The following is a 17,361-nucleotide window of genomic DNA, read 5'->3' on the forward strand; positions in this document are numbered from 1 at the left end:
TCAATACTAAAATAAACAGTTATGGAAAACATTTCCTTCTATCTCTTATATACCCTAAACACATTATTGTTGGTTACAGGCTTGCTTTTTAGCCTGAAACGACAAAGAGTTTACAGTCTAATCTGGGCCGCTTTAGCCATACTGCAAATCATATCAATTTTTAGTTTCAAGAGTTTTTTAGCCGATTTTGGCCTGGATACGCTTGTATACGGACAAGCGTTAATGGTACCGGCCAACCTGCTGTTTTTAATTATGACGGCCGGCCTTGACATGATTCTGCTGCAAAATAGGCGATTGAATTCAGGTAGGGTTGAGGTCACTGAGGGTATTTCAAATCGATATTTTTTTATCGCCCTGGCGATTGTTATCTTCTCCATTATGCTGCGTTTCAGACATGGCGTGGCCCTGGCTCTATCCGACTGGGAAAGCGCCAGAGCTTCCTTGGGCCTGGTAGACTCCTTGGGGACGCTATTAGGGTTCATCTATTTTCCCAGTATCTGGTTGGCGCTGAAAGCAAAAAGGTTTTTACTCTTTATTCTGTTGAGTTTGTTTGGTTTTATCTTTTTTCAAATCACTGGTTCAAGGGCCATGTTGCTCACCCTTTTGTGTGTTATGTATATTGATCTGCTGCGCTCGTCAATGCCTTATTTGCAGAAGCTTTTCCTATTGATAGTCTTGGGCGCGGCGGGGTTTAGTTTACATACCTTTACCCGGCTGGTGCGTGGATTAGGGTTGGCTGCTTTTCTGGCTTTGGTTACATCCGGAGGCTTGCTGGCACATCTGGCCAGCTATGATTTTGATCTTTCTGGAGGAGAAAGTGAAATTTATCAGTATTATTATTATTTAATTGATAAAGATTATACTCAATATCCCTATAAATCTGGCGTAACCCTAACCAGACTGGCGCTGATATATATTCCTGGCAGCATGTTTCCCGAGTTAAAACCAGCTGATATCACCTACCAAATCTGGCTAGATGCCCTACAAGACGGCCTTTTTAACAGGAGTCCTTATCTTCACGCATGGATAGCGATGGTCGAGTCAGGATCGCTTGGTTCGCTTCACCCTACCTTGTGGGGCGACGCTTACGCCAATTTAGGCATATTGGGTATGTTTTTTTATCCGGCTTTCTTTGGTTTTATATTGGTGATGGTTGAATATCATCTCATGCGCCTGTCTTATGTAAGCCTATATACCATTGCCTCAATTATTGGCACGGGTTACTTGATGGTTGGTCGGGGTAATCTTGTTATTGGATTGGGCTATATTGCCTATATTATTCCCTTGGCTTTGTCTATTTTCTGGCTAACCAAAATCCCCATTATTAGAAAAAAAAATTATAAGAAGGTCAACAATGCCACGTATTCTCTTCTTGGCCGGCGCAACCTCTATACATACTAATCGTTGGGTAAACGCAATCACCAACAGGGGTTATGAAGTTCATCTATTGTCTTTACATCCCCTCCGTGATGTACTCGACCCAAAGGTTTTTTTCTACCAGGCGCCTTTTACCCCCAATTTGGGATACTTTACCAGTTTTTTATGGGTGCGCAGATTGATTGCAGCAATCAAACCTGATCTTGTCCATGCCCACTACGCAGCCGGTTATGGCACGGTGGCAGCGCTGGCCGGTTTCCACCCTACCATCCTATCCGTATGGGGTTATGACGTCTATGAATTTCCTAATAAGTCATGGCTGCATAAAAACCTGCTAAAATTCAATCTGGCCAGAGCAGATAAAATTCTTTCAACCAGCTATGTTATGGCTAAAGAAACCAATAAATATACTCATAAACCTATTGAAGTAACCCCGTTTGGCATTGATTTGAGTCAATTCAAACCGCAAAAGACGATTACTGATAATTTGTTTGCCCCCCAAGATATTGTAATTGGTACCATAAAAACCTTAGACGAAAAATATGGCCTCAAATATCTGATCCAAGCCTTTAGGTTGCTGAAGGATAAATATCCTGGCCTGCCGTTAAAACTCCTCATCGTAGGGGGCGGCCCGCAAGAGGCTCTTCTAAAGAATTTAGTGAAAGAACTGAAGCTGACTGAATGGACTGTATTCACCGGACATATTTTGCACGCAGATATCCCTAAATATCATAATGCCCTTTCGGTATACGTCGCCCCTTCGGTCTTAGATAGTGAGAGTTTTGGGGTAGCTGTTATTGAAGCCAGCGCCTGTGAAAAGCCGGTGGTCGTTTCAAATATTGGCGGGTTGCCGGAAGTGGTTGAGGACAGCGTTTCTGGATTTGTTGTTCCCCCCAGAAATCCGCCACAACTTGCGGCCGCAGTCGAGAGATTGGTTTTAGATGAAGCCCTACGAACTAAAATGGGACGAGCTGGCCGTGAAAGAGTGGCAAACCTTTATAATTGGGAAGACAATGTAACCCAAATGACCAAAATTTACAACCAATTGTTGAAGGCTAGATAGAGACGCGCATAGATTTCGATATCATCCAGAATGAACTTTTCCTGCTGAAAGCAGCAAATATACTATACTAACTGTAATGTTAAAGTCGGCACAAAACAGGAATTTGGCTATTAGCAATCATTCAAGCCATTCAGGAACATTATAAGGTACAACTATTGGCTAGATAAATGATGTTAAAATGAGAGTCTGGATCATTGAAATAGGTGAACCCCTACCAGATATAGACGGTAATTTTCGCTATTTCCGATGTGGGTTGCTATCAAAAGCCCTGGTTACTGATGGACACCAAGTTATCTGGTGGACATCTACTTTCAATTACCTGGAAAGAAAACATCGCTTTAATGGTCCGCGCACCATTGAGATTCAGCCAGGTTTGATACTAAAACTACTACACGGTCCTGGATATAACCGGAGCAACTCGCTTAAACGTTTTTGGTATCATCGGGTGATGGCCAAAGCATTTGCCCAAGAAGCATTTAATGTTTCAGATCAACCAGATGTTGTTTTTTGTTGTCTACCCACATTGGAACTGGCCGAAGAAGCGGTAAATTTTGGCCAAAAAACCGGAACGCCGGTCATCATTGATATCCGAGATTTGTGGCCCGACCATTACTTAACGCTGGCACCAACCCGGTTTCGCAACCTATTTAAGGTGGCGTTATTCACTGAATTTCAGCGGGTACGTCGCATTCTCAAAGGCGCAACAGGGATAACTGCCATTTCCAACACATTTCTAAACTGGGCCTTGAGATATGCTGGCCGGGAAAAAAGTTCTCCTGACGGTGTTTTCCCGATGGGATATCCGGCTCAATCATCATTCTCAAATCAAGATATTCAAGACAAACAAGCTCAATTAATTTCTAATTATCAAATCAATCCAGATAATTTATTGATAACCTTTGTGGGTACCTTCACCCCTTCCTATGCTCTTGACACAGTCATTGAGGCTGCCCGCCTACTTTATCAAACCACCCCATCCCAAGTTCAGTTTATTATAATTGGAGATGGAGATGAAGGCTATAAATTACATACCCAAGCTCAGGGATTAAATAACATCATTTTTACCGGCTGGCTTGACCAACTCTCCATTGTATCAATATTGGGTCTTTCATCAGTAGGATTAGCTCCTTATCGCCATGATGCCTCAATGTCTTTGCCAAATAAACCGTTTGAATATATGGCCAGAGAATTACCCGTGCTTTCTTCACTGCGCGGCGAACTTGAAATTCTCATTCGTCAAGAGAAAATTGGTCTCCAATATCAGGCAAATAATGTCGCCTCGTTGGTTGAGAGCATCCATTGGTTCTTGAATCATCCAGATGAAAAGAAAGCTATGGGTATGAGAGCAAGAAAACTGCTAGAAGAAAAATTCAGTGTGGAAGTTGTCTATCCTAGGTTAATTGAACACCTTGAGAATATAGCTACTTAAAGTAGTAGGCTTATGTTAAATACAAGCGCAAATGTTTACAAACAAATGTAAAAAACAGGTACGCCCCCCTTTCCCCTACCCCCCTCTTCCAAGACAAGAGGTAGAAGTTTCCCCTCCTACATGGAAAAGGGTTAGGGTGAGGGATAAAGCCCGCATTTGTTCTAAACTTGAGTCACTGGTTTTACTCTAATAAATGAGGTACACCCACTGAATTTGTAAAAAAAGAGGTTATAAATGGAAAAAAGAAAACTAGAAGAAATAGAATTTCATAACAAAATACGTGATATGGCTCTAAAGGAAGATCAGGAATCATATCAATACTATTGGTCCAACAGAAAATTCTATTCAATCACCCGAAAGAGCATTCAATTTTATGAGAATTGGCTAATCGAACGAGGTCAAGATAAAAAAGTTCTTGATTATTGCTGTGGTGATGGAGATACCTCGATAACCCTAGCAAAACAAGGATTTCAAGTTGTTGGGATTGATATTTCAAATGTCTCCATAGAGAACTGTCGCCAGCGTGCAATTCAAGAAGGATTAGCGGATCAGACTACTTTTTACGTGATGGATGCCGAAAAAATGGAGTTTGACTCCGACGATTTCGACCTCATTATCTGCAACGGTGTTCTTCATCACCTCGACTTAAATTGCGCCTTTCCCGAATTAGCCAGAGTTCTCAAACCAGAAGGGGAAATTATTTGTATAGAGCCGCTGGCTTACAATCCATTTATTCAGCTCTACCGAAAGCGCACCCCCCATTTGCGCACCGAATGGGAAGCAGAGCACATTTTGACTCTTGAAGATTTAGACCTGGCTCAGAAGTTCTTTGGCCAAGTTGAGGTCAAATTCTTCCACCTGGCTACCCTGGCCGCAGTCCCGTTCCGAAATATGCCCTGGTTTGACACGCTGCTAAGCTGGCTGGAAGCTATAGATGAAATAATTCTTAAGTTGCCACTTATCCAAATGCAGGCCTGGCAAATGATTTTTACGCTATCCCAACCCGGCCAACCGTCTACCCAAGGTTCTTTCACAGCGTCGAAAAAACGGGCAGAAAAGAAGTTATTGGTTGGAGTATTAGCTCTTGCCGCTTTCATTGGAGCCATTTGGATATGGCGTTCACGTGCGTTAACATAAATGTTGGATACACAATGCAAATCAAGGTAGATTTAATATGACCATAGACTACTCAACCGTCACCGAACTGGCCGGCGATGAAATTAGCCAGGAACAATTAGAGCGACTCTGCCACCGCTATTACTGGGCCGGAACCTACTGCGCCGGCAAGGATGTATTGGAGGCTGCCTGCGGCACCGGGCCGGGGCTGGGCTATTTATCTAAACTGGCTGCAAGCATCAAGGCCGGCGATTATGATGAAAACATTCTAAAGATTGCCCAAAACCACTACGGCAATCGCATTGAACTTAAATCATTTGACGCTCAGGATACGCCCTATGCAGACCACTCGCTGGATGTGGTGATTCTTTTCGAAGCCATCTACTACTTGCCTTCAGCCGAGCAATTTATTAACGAGTGCAAGCGGGTTTTAAAAAAAGGCGGCAAAATTTTGATAGTTACGGCCAACAAAGATTTATACGACTTTAACCCCAGTCCTTACAGCCATACCTATTATGGGGTGGTTGAGTTGAATGAATTATTGACAAAACATGGCTTTGCAGTAGAATGTTTTGGTTATTTATCGGTTGAGGAAATATCGTGGCGGCAAAAAATTCTGCGCCCAATCAAAAAATTTGTGGTTGATCTAGGCTTGATGCCCAAAAGCATGACGGGCAAAAAACTCTTAAAGAGGCTTGTTTTTGGGAACATGGTTAAAATGCCGGCCGAAATAGAGGCAGAAACGGTTCCTTATGCGGCCCCAACGCCCCTGCCCCTGTCTGAGCCTGATGACCGAAACCATAAGGTCATTTACTGCGCTGCAACGCTATTATAAGTGGTTACGGGAATCTGGACATCACCCACAATGAAACCAGGAGTCGGGAATTAGGAGTCAGGAATCAGGAATCAGGCAAATTGACCCCAATCCCTAATCTCTAAATTACAGGAGAAATCTAATCTATGAGTACCAATCGTTCCGTACCCTTTTTTAACTACTCCGCTCTGGGCACGGCTCGCGGTGAAGAACTGCTGGCCGTAATTCAGGATGTTCTATCGTGGGGCGGTTTTATTTTACAAAAGGATTTAGAGGAGTTTGAGCAAAACCTGGCCCAATTTTTGCAGGTAAAACATGCCATTGGCGTGGCCAACGGCACCGATGCCTTGATCCTGGCTCTGCGCGCGGCCGGTATTAAAGAAGGGGACGAGGTGATTCTACCTTCTCATACCTACGTGGCTACGGCCGCCTCGGTTCACTTTGTCAATGCCACGCCGGTGCTGGTGGAATGTGGGCGGGACCATCTGATTGATCCGGCTTCGGTGGAAGCGGCCATTACGCCAAAAACCCGGGCCATTATGCCGGTGCAGTTAAACGGGCGCACGGCCAACATGGACGCGCTCCAAGAAATAGCCGATAAACATAACCTACTCATTATTGAAGACGCCGCCCAGGGACTGGGTTCAAAATACAAAGGACGCGGCGCGGGCACGTTTGGCCTGGCCGGCACCTTCAGCTTTTACCCGGCTAAAGTGCTGGGCTGCTTTGGCGACGGCGGAGCGGTGGTGACCAACAACGACGACATAGCCCGCACAATCTTTTTGCTGCGCGACCACGGCCGGGATGAAACCGGCGAAGTGGTAACCTGGGGGCTTAATTCCAGGTTAGACAACCTGCAAGCCGCCATCCTCAATTTTAAACTTAAAACTTTTCCCCAAGAAATCAAACGCCGCCGAGAAATTGCGGCGCGGTATCACGCGGCTTTACGCCAAATTGACGACCTGATTTTACCGCCTGCCCCGGATGAAAACCCCGATCATTTTGACGCTTACCAAAATTACGAAATTGAATCCGGCCGGCGTGACGAACTACAGCGGCATCTTGACAAAGCGGGCATCCGGGCCATTGTGCAGTGGGCCGGTAAAGCGGTGCATCAATTCAAAGGGTTGGGTTTTAAAGATGTAAAATTGCCTTTTACCGACAGGCTGTTTACCCGTTGCCTGATGCTGCCCATGCATACCTTTCTCTCCGATGAAGATATTGATCACGTGTGCCGTTCAATCCGGCAGTTTTACGGCTACGGAGCGTAAAGAATGACCTATTCTAATTTGGATAGATTGGCTGACCCCACGCAGTTTCATCACCCCCTTGACATCTCCGGCTGCGACCCGGCCTTATTGGCCGAACAACTCAAGATGATGCTCGTCATTCGTTTGGCCGAAGAAAAAATTGGCGATATGGTGACGGCAGGCGAGATCAACTGCCCCTGTCACCTGGGGATCGGCCAGGAAGCGATTGCTGTCGGTTTATCCACCCACCTGCAAGCCACCGACCGTGTTTTTGGCGCGCATCGTTCTCACTCCCATTATCTGGCTCTGGGGGGGGATGTGTTTGAGTTGTTTGCCGAGGTTTTGGGGCGGGTTGGCGGTTGCGCCAAGGGAATGGGAGGCTCGATGCACCTGTATGATGGCAACATTGGCTTTGCCGGCTCGGTGCCCATTGTAGGCGCCACCATCCCCATTGCCGTTGGCGCGGCGTTAGCGGCAAAAATGGATAACCAACATCAAATTGCGGTAAGTTATTTTGGCGATGGCGCCACCGAAGAGGGAGTTTTTCACGAATCTCTCAATCTGGCGGCCATGCTTAAATTACCTATTGTTTTTGTTTGTGAAAATAATCTGTTTGCCAGTCACATGCATATCCGGCTGCGCCAACCCGGCAACTCAACGGCTCGCTTTGCCCAGGCCCATCATATTCCGGCGGAAATTGTTGATGGCAACGACGTGGTTAAGATGACCGCAGTGGCCCAAAAAGCCGTTGAGCATGCCCGCAGTGGAGCAGGCCCTTTTTTCCTGGAAACAGTTACCTATCGCTGGCGAGGCCACGTTGGCCCGCGTGAAGACACCGACGTGGGCCTCAAACGGAGCGATGACCTGGTTCTCTGGAAAGGTCGCGACCCGGTGCAGCGACTGGCCGCGGCTATGGAAAATGCGGGGATAATGTCCCCTGACAATCTGGTAAACCTGCACACAACCGTAAAAAGTTCCATTGAAGACGCCTGGCAACGCGCCGCCGAAACGGCTTTTCCTCCCCAAACCGCCTTGCTGGACCTGGTCTATTTTTCCAATCAAGAGGCTTTGTTATGACAACATCACGCCTGGCTTACAGCGCCGCTATCCTGGCGGGGTTTCGTTACCTACTTTCCAACTACTCGGAAGTGTTTATCATTGGCCAGGGCTTGTGGAGTCCCTGGTATGTGGGCACCTCAATGACCGATCTGGATAAGGAATTTGGCCCGGAACGGGTTATTGACAGCCCGGTGTCAGAATTGGCCGTAACCGGCGCGGCCATTGGCGCTTCGATGTGTGGCTACCGGCCCGTGGTTGTTCATCCACGTATGGATTTTATGATCCTGGCCATGGATCAAATCGTCAACCAGGCGGCCAAATGGTCGCACATGTTCGGGGGAAACGCCCGGGCCGCAGTAACCATCCGGAGCATCATCAATCGGGGCGGCGAGCAGGGCGCGCAACATTCGCAAGCCCTGCATGCCTGGTTTGCTCACGTGCCCGGCTTGAGAGTAGTCACCCCGGCCACGCCCGCCGACGCCCGCGACCTGTTGATAGCCAGCGTACTGTCGGATGACCCGGTGCTGTATATTGACGATAGATGGCTCTACGAGGTAGAACAAGATGCGCCGCCAATCACGGAAAAAAACCTGCGTTCGATACGGCCCCAGATTTTGCGGCCAGGCAGCGATTTTACGCTGGTTGGAAACAGTTATTCAACCCAGTTATGCCTGAACGCCGCACATGCGTTAGCCCAACAGGGAATATCGTGCGAAGTGATTGACCTGCGCGTGATCAACCCTTTGATTTTTGATGAAGTTGTTACGTCGGTGAATAAAACCGGGCATCTGGCCGTGATTGACGGCGGCTGGCGCGCCTGCGGGTTAGCCGGTGAGGTAATAGCCGGCCTGGCAGAAAGGATAAGTCCAAATACGTTAAAAGCTGCCCCCGTTCGTATCACCTTGCCGGATGCGCCGGCGCCGACCAGCAAAACATTGGAAGAAATCTATTACCCGCAAACAGAAAATATAATTGACGCTGTTGTCCAGGTTGTAAAAAAATGAGGCGTATTTATGCTTAAACGGTTATTTGATATAGTGATGTCGTTGTCAGGTTTATTATTGACCAGCCCGCTCTTGCTGCCGGTGATGCTACTGGTCTGGCTACAAGATTATCACTCGCCCTTCTACATTGCGTCTCGTGTTGGCAGGGACGGCCGCACATTCATGATGATCAAACTGCGCTCAATGGTTACCGGAGCGGATAAGTCAAAAGTTGACTCTACCTCAGCCAGTGACCCCCGGATTACGCCCATTGGCAAGTTCATCAGGGCTTACAAACTGGACGAATTGACCCAGTTGTTGAATGTCCTCAAGGGAGACATGAGCCTGGTTGGGCCTCGGCCCAATGTAAAAAGAGAAACCGACCTTTATACCCAAGCCGAACGAGAATTATTGAGCGTAAGACCCGGCATTACCGACATTGCCTCTATTGTTTTTTCCGATGAAGGCGACATCTTAAAAGATAGCGCAGACCCCGACCTTGATTATAACCAATTGATCAGACCCTGGAAAAGCCGGTTAGGGTTGATATACGTGCAACACAGTTCTTTTTTATTGGACCTTAAACTGATTTTCTTAACCGCAGTGGCCATTGTTTCTCAGGAAAAGGCGCTGAACGGGGTACAGAAAATTCTCAACAACCTGAACGCGGATGCAATGTTAAAACGGGTAGCCCAGAGAAAAGAGCCGCTCAAACCTTATCCTCCACCGGGGGCCAAGGAGATTGTGACCAAACGGAGCTATTCTTTATTCCAACAGCCCTCAGTTCGTCCCTTTCGCAACCGTTACTACCTAACCGCCGACCTTATTTTGATCCCCCTGGCCGTGGTGATTAGTTTTGCCTTGCGTTTTCTTGAGGCAGAGTGGGCTGAACATTTTCAGGTGGTGCTGATCTACGCCGGGATGGCTATTTTGCTTAAACCCTTGATTTTCTACTTCTTTGGCATGTATCGCCGTCATTGGCGCTACGCCAGCGCGCATGATTTGCTTAACATCACCTTTGTTACGTTTGTGGCCGCTGCCGTGGTGATGGTGGTGGTAACCTCCCTGGTCACGTTATTGGTTCCGCTTAGTCGCGGCATCCCCCGTTCTATCCCTCTTCTTGACTGGCTGATTAGCACAGCCTTTATTGGCGGCGTACGTTTTTTGCCACGTTTAACCTGGGAACGGCCCCTCGGCGAATTAGTCCGCCATACGCTTGGCGTTAAACCTGATAGCCGATCACTCCGCAAACGAATTTTGATTGTGGGAGCGGGCGACGCGGGGGCAATGGTAGCGCGAGAAATGAGGAGCAACCCTCACCTGGGTTTGGAGCCGGTTGGTTTTGTGGATGATAACCCGGCTAAAATAGGCATCTTGTTGCGCAATCTGCCCGTTCTGGGCACGTCTGTTGACCTGCCCCGGTTGGTGAAAACTCACCATATTGAGGTCATATTGATTGCTATGCCCACAGCCCCGGGCAGAGCTATCCGGCAGATAGTGAGCTTGTGCAATGAAGCGGGCGTAGAATATAAAACCATTCCCGGCATCTACGAGTTGATCTCAGGAAAGGTTAACGTCAATTACCTGCGCGACATCCAGATTGACGATTTACTTCGCCGGGACCCCATTAAAGTGGATGAACCCGGCATTAGCTCTTATCTTACCGGCAAACGGGTGTTGATCACAGGCGCCGGCGGTTCAATTGGCTCGGAATTGACCCGGCAAGTAGCTCGTTACAACCCGGCTATGCTAATTTTAGTGGGGCATGGGGAAAATAGTATCTACGCCATTACCCAAGAAGTGCAAGGCGCTTTTTTTGATCTGGAGGTCCAAACACAAATTGCCGATATTCGGGATGCGGAACGCATCGCGTGGATTTTCCAACGCTATCGGCCGCAGGTTGTTTTCCATGCCGCAGCACACAAACACGTTCCGTTGATGGAAACCAATATCTGCGAAGCAGTGTCAAATAATGTTTTGGGTACCCAGATAGTTCTGCAATCAGCCCACCAAACGCGGGTTGAACGTTTTGTATTGATTTCCTCGGATAAGGCAGTCCAACCAATCAATATTATGGGCGCCACCAAACGAGTAGCCGAACTGCTTATCCAGGATTTAGCGCAACGCCGCCAGGTAAATTTTGTAGCAGTCAGGTTTGGCAATGTTCTGGGAAGCCGGGGCAGCGTGGTGCCCCTATTTCAGCAGCAAATCACGCTGGGCGGGCCAATTACGCTCACTCACCCTGACATGGAGCGCTTTTTTATGACAATCCCCGAAGCCGTTCACTTGGTTATCCAGGCCGGCGCGTTGGGGCAAGGTGGTGAAATTTTCGTGCTGGATATGGGCCAACCGATCAAAATTGTTGATTTAGCGCGCGATATGATTGAGTTATCTGGTCTAAAGCCTGACGAGGATATTGACCTTATCTTTACCGGCCTGCGTCCCGGAGAACGGTTATCAGAACACCTATTTTCACCTACTGAGACTATCCGGCCAACCACACATTCGAAAATATTGACCATCAACGCTTTAGCCGATAATGACCACCTTTCTTTGCAGCAGGCTATAGAGGAACTGAAAAACGCCGTGACAAAACAAGATGAGGCGCAAATTTATGCCATTCTAAACGATCTCCTGCCTGAAGCCGAACTTCAAGGAATAGCGTTGAGCGATAAGAGTGTAGATCGGGTGGTTAATTTGTAAAAACCAAGGCCATAGTTATACTGTAATCATCCCAGGTTTGCGCAGGCAGGAGGTGGGATAATGTTGACCACAGAAGAACGGGTAGATCAGTTGGAAGTGTTGTTTGGGCAATTTATGACCCAAATGACGCGAGGCAAGTGCTGAATCTGGAGCAAGTCCGGGGTCAGTTAGGTTTTTAGTAAGATATGGTCTTTTGAGAGGTGGTGTTAAACAGTAAGTGAGGGCATGTCATTCATTCGCTACGTTCAGGACAGGTTTCGAGGAACGAAGTGATGAGAAATCTCCTTGAAATGTTCGTTTTAAGCAGAGTCTAAGGAGATTTCTCGCTCCTATTGTCGCTCGAAATGACATGCTGAAAATCCTCATCACTTACCACTTTACCGTTACCCTTTTGAGAGAGATTGGGAACAATGGGATAGACAGAGAAGAGAAATGAAAGAGAAAGGACGCCAGAAAAAAGCGGTAAGAAGGTACAGGTAATGGCCATAGCGATTAAAAATAAGGAAAAAGGAAGAGCACGGCCAAAACGTGAAACAAAGTTACCGGCGATGGATCCGCTACCGTTGGAGAATGGGGCCCGGTTGAGCCGGGCGGAATTTGAGCGGCGCTACAAAGCGATGCCTCAGCTTAAAAAAGCGGAATTGGTTGAAGGAGTGGTTTATATGCCACCACCGATACGAAGTAGGCACAGCGAGGCGCACGGGGATATTATGATTTGGTTGGGGACTTATCGCGTAGCTGTTTCCGGTGTTCATTTGAATGACAATACTACGCTGCGTTTGGATATGGACAACGAAGTGCAGCCAGACGCGCTGCTACGATTGGATTCGGCCCTGGGAGGGACATCACGGATCAGCGATGACGACTACATTGAAGGGCCGCCGGAGTTGATTGTGGAAATTGCCGCCAGCAGCGCCTCGTATGATTTGCACGATAAGTTGAACGTGTACCGACGCAATGGAGTGCAGGAGTACGTTGTATGGCGGGTCTATGAAGAAGCATTAGATTGGTTTCAATTAAGAGAGGGGATTTACCATCCTTTGGAGGCCGGGGAAGACGGCGTTATTCGTAGCCAGGTCTTTCCGGGTTTACAGTTGGCCGTAGAAGCATTGTTGGCGGGCGATATGGCAACCGTGCTGGCAGTGGCCAAAGAGGGAACGGAAACAGAAGCGCGCGCTGCCTTTGCGGAACGTTTATCCCAAAAGTGAGGAGATTTGCCAGGTTCTGTTGACATTTACCCATAATGACATCAACATTATCCATCGCACGCGATCGTTACACCAAAACATTGGCTCAAGATTTAAACAGCCTGGTACGGCAACTGAGCGGCATGCCAACCGTACAAATGGTCATGCTGTTCGGGTCCTATGCCGCCGGACGGCGAGATTTGTTTACAGACCTGGATTTATTGGTGGTCATGCATTCTTCGTTGGATTTTGTGACCCGCTGCGCGGAATTGGCTCGCTGTTTACGGGCCAGGGTGGCGGTAGACCTGCTGGTGTATACACCGCAAGAGATGGAGCGAATGCAAAACCGTCCCTTTATGCGCCATATCTTACACACGGGTAAAGTGCTATATGAGAGAAAACCCACGAAATGAAGGAAACCGGTGGCTGGAGCAGGCGCAAGCCGATTTAAAGTGGACCCAACACCTCAATATTGAAGGGGCATACTATCTTGTCTGTTTTCTGGCTCAACAAACGGCAGAGAAAGCATTAAAAGCTTTTCTCTACGCCCAGGGAGAAGAGTTGGTGGTAGGCCATTCGGTGCGACAGCTTTGCCAACGAGTGGCTAAATATGAGGAACGGTTTCAACAACACCTTGATGATTGGGCCATACTCGATAGTTATTACATTCCAACCCGCTATCCTAATGGATTGCCAGGTGATATACCGGCTCATGTGTATAATAAAACAGCCGCCGCCACAGCTTTGGTTTTGGCAGAAGCCGTGGTGGCCCAGGTAGAAGCCTGGTTTTTAGAAACAACTTCATGAAAAAACAGAGCCTTACCCCCACGTTGCTGCTGCTGCTGGTATCTATAACCCTCATCCGAGGGTTAATTTATGCCTCGGTGACGCCGCCCTGGTGGCAAAGTCACGACGAAGAGTTTCACTTTGCCCAGATCAGGCTATTGGTTGGACAATGGACAACAGCCAGCCCCTTGACTCAAGACTGGCCCCAAGAAATGGCAGCTAATTTTGCCGCCTTCCCGGCCTCACGGTGGACCAGCGCTTCAACGCACCAACCCAATTTAGTCAATATTTCAGACAGATATGCCAGCTTTGTTCGCCCCTCTCTGTCGTATTACCTCTACGCCTGGCCGGGGAATTTTTTAATCCACCAAGATATATTGCTGCAACTTTTGACCTTACGCCTGGTATCGGTTTTTATTACCGGTGGCGTTATCATTTTTGCCTTTTTAAGCGCCAGGCAGATTTTTCCAGAAGCATTACTAACGCAAATTATGGTACCGTGGCTGGTTTTATTCACTCCCTCTTTTATGATCATCAATTCGGCCATCAATGACGGTAATCTGACCGTGCTGTTAGCCACAGTTATTTTTTATCTGCTGTTACTGGAAACAAGCCAATCGCGGATCGGCCGGCGGACGGGACTGGCCCTGGTGCTCACGGTATTGGCTTTTTGGTCAAAGTCTACGGCTTACTTTTTGATCATTGGGTGGGGTTTTTTGTTGTTATGGTATGTTTGGAAATTTGGCCCAAAATACTGGTTAGGGATTGGAGTGGCAGGAATAGCCTTATTCTTATCCTTTTTTCTCTTGCCGGAATACCACCAAAATAAGTTGACCAGCGTGGGGTGGTATGCCACCGGATTGAGCTTAAAAACAATAGAGGGTGCTTTTTTAATTGAGAACTTCAGAGATATGTTTGCCGGCTACTGGGGGATTTTGGGCTATTTTATTTACCGGCTCGACCAAATCTGGTACACTCTCTTGTTCCTATTTTCAGCCGTAGCCGCCATTGGCCTGCTTTTTCATTTATGGCTTTGGATCAAAAAAAAGGACCCGGACATCAACAAGCAGAAAGGATTGCCGATAACTCTATTATTTGCCGGCACGGCGATGGTTATATGGTTTGGGGTTGCCGTTTTCTACCACAACAAAGGGTTTAGCGTGTCGTTGGCGCGTTACCTTTTTCCGGCAATAGTGCCTTTTTCTATTTTAATGATTGCCGGCTGGCAGACTTTGCTGCCAAAAAACTGGCGCAATATCTGTTTTCTTTTCATTGCCGGCGCTTTCTTTTTATTCGATACCCTGGTTTGGCTCAATTATGCCCTGCCCTGGTACTATCCTTTTTGGCCATGATTTTTATAAAACAACAACTCCCCCTGTTTAAGAAACAAATTTATATCCTGATCTTCATCATGCTACTCGGCGGCGGCCTGGCCTTAATATTGGCTAAAGGCTTGGATTTACTGGGTTATGAGGGCCAAATTGTGAACGCCGAAATATTGAATTTGGATGAATTAGAGATTCAAGGGGATTTTATTATTGGTCAAACCTTTGTAGCCCCACGGGATAATTTACAACGGATTGATGTAGTGTTACGCAACTACGGCCGTAAAAATACCCACGACGTCACCTTCTATTTGAAACCATCCCCAGACTCAGCAGAAGTTCTCTACCAGGAAACATTCAATGCCTCCACTGTGGGGAATAACCAATGGCGCACGTTTGAATTTCCCCCTCTACCCGATTCGGCCGGCAAAACTTTCTTCTTCTATTTTGCTTCGCCCGACTCTATAGGCGGTGACGCCATTTCCGTAGGCGGCGCAACAGGGGATTTTTATGACGAAGGCAACGCCTATCTTATCCTGGGGCCGGCCGAAGGGGATCTGGCTTTTCGCACTCATTATGGCCTCTCACCGGCGGAAAAACTGACGATCCTGGGGCAACGGATCGTGGAGGATAAACCCTCCATCTGGGGCGATATTCGCTTTTACATCTTGCTGCTGATACTGTACGGCCTGTTCATGATCCGGGTTTTTGCCCAACTCTGCAAACTTGTCCAGAGTGAATAAACCTTGCGCTCATAACCTTAAACTAAAGGAGATGTCTGCTTGACCGCCATCAACAAATCACGCCGCGTTCTGCTTATCTGCAACGACACCATCGGCCATAATATGGCCGGGCCGGGGATTCGGTATTGGGAATTTGCCCGGGTTTTGAGCAACTATTTTACGGTTACGCTGGCTATTCCTCCCTCTGTAGCTCAAAAAACAGTTCCCACCGCAGCCTTTACCGTTAAACTATGCCAAACCGATACGGAACTCTATGCCCTGACAGAAGAAAGCGATGTGGTAGTCACCGTTGGGGCGGTGCTGTCGGCCCATCCTATTTTACTAAAACTTAAAAAACCCTTACTGCTGGACATCTACATCCCCTCGCTGATGGAAACCTTACACGTTTACTCCCTGGCCGGTTTGGCCCATAAGAGTTTATTCTATAATGAACGGGAACGCAACGCGCATAATACGCAACTCAGAATAGCCGACTTTATGATCTGCGCCAGCGAAAAACAGCGAGATTATTGGCTGGGCATGTTGACCGCGCTGGGACGGGTCAACCCGCACAGTCATCAAGACGACAAAACGCTGCGGGGTCTCATTGATGTAGTGCCCTTTGGCCTGCCCAAAGAGAAAGCGGTTCACAGCCGGCCGGTTTTAAAAGGGGTTTATAAAAACATTCAAAAAGATGATGACGTTTTGATCTGGACCGGGGGTATCTGGGAGTGGCTGGATGCGCCAACCCTGATAAAGGCGATGCCGCTGGTCGTCCAAAAACAGCCGCAGGTTAAATTGTTTTTTATGGGGATCAAACGCCCCAACCGGTCTGAAACAAAGATGTTTGCCGTTGACGAGGCTATTGCCCTTAGCCAAACGTTAGGGCTTTACGATACTCACATATTTTTTAACGAGTGGGTGCCTTATGAAGAACGGCAAAATTACTTATTGGAGGCCAACCTGGGGGTTAGCCTGCACTTAAATCATGTAGAAAATCGGTTTTCGTTCCGCACCCGTTTTTTGGATCACCTGTGGACGGGCTTGCCTTTGTTGGCCACTGAAGGCGATGTGATGAGCGCAGAACTGGTGAGACTCAATTTGGGGCGAACCGTCAAACCCGGGGACGTTTCAGGCGTGGCCGAAGCTATTTTGGAAATGTTGACCGACAAAACAACCCGCCAGGATTACCTGGCCCAACTGGAAAACGTGGTGGCCCAATATCAATGGGAAACCGTTACCCAACCCCTGGTTGAGTTTTGCGCCAAACCGCATTTTGCGCCCGATAAGGCTTATTTGCAAACTATTCCTGTGTTTGAAGTGGGAGCCACGCCTTATTGGAAACTGCCGCAAAAAGCCTGGCGCGCCCTAAAAAACAACGGCCTGCCAGGGTTATGGTGGCAGATAAAAAGGTACCTGGCCTGGAAACAACACAAGTGGGATGTAGATTAAAAAGTTACAGGTTCTTCCAGAATTTCCGTGGTGTAGGGGCAGGTCTTGTGCCTGCCCAGGGCGACCACAAGGATTCGCCCCTACATATTGGGGTA

15 protein-coding genes are annotated in these 17,361 nt (G+C 47.7%); all 15 read left to right on the forward strand.

Annotated features, from left to right (window positions below; genetic code table 11):
* The first annotated feature begins 21 nt into the window (after positions 1-21).
* Positions 22-1,401, forward strand: a complete 1,380-nt coding sequence (locus JW953_06595; GenBank protein MBN1992355.1) for a hypothetical protein — start codon at positions 22-24, stop codon at positions 1,399-1,401.
* Entirely contained in the window at positions 1,355-2,440 is a 1,086-nt protein-coding gene (locus tag JW953_06600; protein ID MBN1992356.1) for a glycosyltransferase, read from the forward strand. Before JW953_06595 ends, JW953_06600 begins: the two co-directional genes overlap by 47 nt.
* A 178-nt stretch (positions 2,441-2,618) precedes the next feature.
* Positions 2,619-3,869 (forward strand): glycosyltransferase family 4 protein, encoded by a 1,251-nt coding sequence (locus JW953_06605; protein MBN1992357.1) that lies wholly within the window; start codon positions 2,619-2,621, stop codon positions 3,867-3,869.
* Between the two features lie 234 nt (positions 3,870-4,103).
* The gene (locus JW953_06610) at positions 4,104-5,006 is read left to right on the forward strand and encodes a methyltransferase domain-containing protein (protein MBN1992358.1); all 903 of its coding nucleotides are present in this window, start codon (positions 4,104-4,106) and stop codon (positions 5,004-5,006) included.
* Positions 5,007-5,043: 37 nt separating this feature from the next.
* Positions 5,044-5,820: a class I SAM-dependent methyltransferase gene (locus JW953_06615; GenBank protein ID MBN1992359.1), complete on the forward strand. Its 777-nt coding sequence runs from the start codon at positions 5,044-5,046 to the stop codon at positions 5,818-5,820.
* Between the two features lie 125 nt (positions 5,821-5,945).
* On the forward strand, positions 5,946-7,070 hold the full coding sequence (locus JW953_06620; protein ID MBN1992360.1) for a DegT/DnrJ/EryC1/StrS family aminotransferase: 1,125 nt from the start codon (positions 5,946-5,948) through the stop codon (positions 7,068-7,070).
* A gap of 3 nt (positions 7,071-7,073) precedes the next feature.
* Positions 7,074-8,126, forward strand: a complete 1,053-nt coding sequence (locus JW953_06625) for a thiamine pyrophosphate-dependent dehydrogenase E1 component subunit alpha (protein ID MBN1992361.1) — start codon at positions 7,074-7,076, stop codon at positions 8,124-8,126.
* On the forward strand, positions 8,123-9,112 hold the full coding sequence (locus JW953_06630) for an alpha-ketoacid dehydrogenase subunit beta (GenBank protein MBN1992362.1): 990 nt from the start codon (positions 8,123-8,125) through the stop codon (positions 9,110-9,112). The genes JW953_06625 and JW953_06630 overlap by 4 nt, the downstream gene beginning before the upstream one ends.
* A gap of 9 nt (positions 9,113-9,121) precedes the next feature.
* Complete coding sequence (locus JW953_06635) at positions 9,122-11,794, forward strand: polysaccharide biosynthesis protein (protein MBN1992363.1); 2,673 nt, start codon at positions 9,122-9,124, stop codon at positions 11,792-11,794.
* A 548-nt stretch (positions 11,795-12,342) separates the two neighbouring features.
* Complete coding sequence (locus tag JW953_06640) at positions 12,343-13,002, forward strand: Uma2 family endonuclease (GenBank protein MBN1992364.1); 660 nt, start codon at positions 12,343-12,345, stop codon at positions 13,000-13,002.
* A 35-nt stretch (positions 13,003-13,037) separates the two neighbouring features.
* Positions 13,038-13,394 carry a nucleotidyltransferase domain-containing protein gene (locus JW953_06645; GenBank protein MBN1992365.1) on the forward strand — a complete coding sequence of 119 codons (357 nt, stop codon included), beginning with the start codon at positions 13,038-13,040 and terminating at the stop codon, positions 13,392-13,394.
* Complete coding sequence (locus tag JW953_06650; protein ID MBN1992366.1) at positions 13,372-13,788, forward strand: HEPN domain-containing protein; 417 nt, start codon at positions 13,372-13,374, stop codon at positions 13,786-13,788. Before JW953_06645 ends, JW953_06650 begins: the two co-directional genes overlap by 23 nt.
* Positions 13,785-15,119, forward strand: a complete 1,335-nt coding sequence (locus JW953_06655; GenBank protein ID MBN1992367.1) for a hypothetical protein — start codon at positions 13,785-13,787, stop codon at positions 15,117-15,119. The genes JW953_06650 and JW953_06655 overlap by 4 nt, the downstream gene beginning before the upstream one ends.
* Positions 15,116-15,835 (forward strand): hypothetical protein, encoded by a 720-nt coding sequence (locus JW953_06660; protein MBN1992368.1) that lies wholly within the window; start codon positions 15,116-15,118, stop codon positions 15,833-15,835. The genes JW953_06655 and JW953_06660 overlap by 4 nt, the downstream gene beginning before the upstream one ends.
* A 39-nt stretch (positions 15,836-15,874) precedes the next feature.
* The gene (locus tag JW953_06665) at positions 15,875-17,266 is read left to right on the forward strand and encodes a glycosyltransferase (protein MBN1992369.1); all 1,392 of its coding nucleotides are present in this window, start codon (positions 15,875-15,877) and stop codon (positions 17,264-17,266) included.
* Positions 17,267-17,361: the final 95 nt, after the last annotated feature.

It is taken from the genome of Anaerolineae bacterium (genome assembly GCA_016931895.1).
Taxonomy (GTDB): Bacteria; Chloroflexota; Anaerolineae; order 4572-78; family J111; genus JAFGNV01.